This window comes from Nakamurella sp., from assembly GCF_048594475.1.
GTDB lineage: Bacteria > Actinomycetota > Actinomycetes > Mycobacteriales > Nakamurellaceae > Nakamurella.
Window position 1 is genome coordinate 1 of the sequence record NZ_JBMDXT010000456.1, and the last position, 2,399, is coordinate 2,399.

At 74.1% G+C, this 2,399-nt stretch carries 2 protein-coding genes and 1 pseudogene; all 3 read right to left on the reverse strand.

Annotated features, from left to right (window positions below; genetic code table 11):
- On the reverse strand, positions 1 to 1,495 hold a 1,495-nt coding region (locus ACOJUF_RS20440; protein WP_420123658.1), incomplete at its 3' end, for a hypothetical protein.
- 307 nt (positions 1,496 to 1,802) lie between these two features.
- Positions 1,803 to 2,219 (reverse strand): response regulator, encoded by a 417-nt coding sequence (locus ACOJUF_RS20445; RefSeq protein ID WP_420123659.1) that lies wholly within the window; start codon positions 2,217 to 2,219, stop codon positions 1,803 to 1,805.
- A pseudogene (locus tag ACOJUF_RS20450) lies at positions 2,216 to 2,399 on the reverse strand (hypothetical protein); the annotation flags it as partial. The pseudogene ACOJUF_RS20450 and the gene ACOJUF_RS20445, both read right to left, overlap by 4 nt.

The window sequence follows — 2,399 nt, forward strand, 5'->3', positions numbered from 1 at the left end:
GCGCGTCCAGCCGCATGGTGGCGGCGACGACCAGCTGCAGGGGCTCGTCGTGGATGGCCTCGGCCAGCAGCAGGCGTTCGCGTTCCTCGACGGTGGACAGCTGCTCGAGCAGCTCGCGCTGCTCGGCCATCAGCCGGCCCAACCGGTCCCGCATGAGCCGGCTCTCATCGCCCCGCTGCTCGAGCAGCTCGTCGGTCCGCTGCTCGGTCAGGACCCATCCGATCCGGTCCGCCAGCACCTGCAGCACGTCGTCGTCGCCGGAGACGAAGGGCCGGTCGCCGGTGCGGAACGCGTGCACCAGCCCCAGAGTGGCGCCGTCGTGCCGGATCGGGGCCGAGATGAACTGCGTCACCGCGGGATCGACGGTGACCCCGGACTCGCGGCGGAAGGCCGCCCGCCAGTCCGGATCGTCGATGCTCGAGTACAGCCGGGCCGCGGCGAGGGCCGGATCGGTGGCATCGCCCAGCGGCGTCCACCACCCGTCCATGGTGCTGCGGACCGCGTCGGTGACCCGGGTGTCCGGACCGTTCCGGGCGGTCAGGTCGAGCGGGGGGACACCCTCGGTCGCCGCGGTGACCCGGATCATCGTGCCCGCGCCCAGGGTCAACGCCATCAGGGCGGCGATCTGCTGGATGTGGGCCCGGCGCCCGTGGAACCGTTGGGTGAGCAGGTCGCTCAGCCGGCGCAGCATCCGCATGCGGTGCTGGGCCGCCTGGCCGGCGAGGTCGTCCTCGACGACCTCCAGGGTGAGATCGACGTGGGTCAGCGCGGCGCGGACCAGCCGCCCGCGGCCGTCGACCACGGCCATGATGCTGCCCAGGATGTGCCGGACGTCGCCGCTGCGGGCACGCCGGATCCGGTAGCGCAGGGTGCGCCGACCGCCGCCGCTCAGCACCTGCCGGATCGCGGCGCCGACCGCGGCCCGGTCGGCGGGGACGACGAGCGTGGTCAGGCCGGCCAGCACCTCCCGGACCGAGGCGACCTCGACCAGGTCGAGCAGTTCGGCGTCCGCGGTCCAGCCCGTCGTCCGGTCGTAGGTCGCGCAGCCGATCCGGCCGCTCTGCCGGATCTCCTCGACCAGCTCGTCGGGCAGCTGTGGGCCGCGGAGCTCCTGACCGACCAGCAGGCCGGCCCGGACGCTGCCGGTGCCGTCGTCGACGGGCCGGCAGCTGACCGCGTACTCGATTCCCGTTCGCGCGCTGTGATAGTCGAACTGGACCGTCCGGCCTTCGAAGGGCGCCCCGAAGTGGCGGCTGAACTCGGTCCAGACGTCCGGCGGCATCGCTTCGGAGAGCCGGCGGCCGATCGTGAACCCGTGACGGGAGGGGAGGCTGCGCCACGCCGAACCGCCGCCGGCCAGGATGGTCAGCCGGCGGTCGTACAGCAACGCGCTGGTCCCGGGCAGGGCGTCGAGCAGGATGGGCAACCAGAAGGAGGTGGCCAGCGGTGGTGCGTCATCGTTGTCGCCCACGACGGGCGGACCGGTGATCGACATCTTCCGGGGCCTCCCGAGGCGCGGACGTCAGGGCCGTCAGTCTCGTGCGGCGCGCTCGCGGGGGCGGGCCGGGAGGTGAGCGGATGGTCAGGAACGGTGGGTCGGTGAGGCGCCCTGCCGGCTCAACCTAACACGGCCGGCGACCGGGTTGCCGGCCGTGCCGGGCGATCACTCATTCGTTGAAAGGCGTTGCTCTTGAAGCGCTTTCGAACTGCGGACAGCCACGGCGCGCTGCCTTGACGCGCCCCGTCCGGGTGCCGTCAGCCCTTCGGGACGGCGCGGGGACCGGAGCTCGGGACGGCCCGGACTACGGCGGGTAGGCGAGCGCCGGCGGCGAGGTCAGGCGGGTGACCGCGGCCAGCAGGGGCCCGACGCGGCCGGTCTTGAGCACGTACTCGCCGGCTCCCGCGCCCAGCATCTCCGCGCGGATGTGCTCCTCGTGGCGCCCGGAGTAGGCGACGATCAGGGTGGCCCAGCGGATCGACTTGACCAGCCGGGCGGCCGCCGGTCCGCCGCCGGGGATGTTGACGTCCAGCACGACCAGATCGGGGCGCAGGTCGTGGACGGCCTCGCCGCAGCTGGCCACGTCCCAGGCCTCGGCCACCACGTCCAGCGCCGGCAGGGTGGTCAGCGCCGCCCGGACGGACCGCCGCATCTCGGCCCGGTCGTCGCACAGCACGACGGTGTGGAGGGGCCGGCCCGGTCTGCTCCCGATCGCGCTCACGACTCCTCGATCCGGCCCGACTGCGCGACCGGGGGGAGATCGACGGGGACGGTGAGGGTCAGGGTGGTGCCCTCGCCGGGGGCGGTGGTGACGTCGAGGTGGCCGTCCTCGGCGGCGGCCCGGCCGTGCATGGTGGCCATGCCCAGGTGGCCGGGGCGGGGGTCGAGGTCGGTCGCGCCG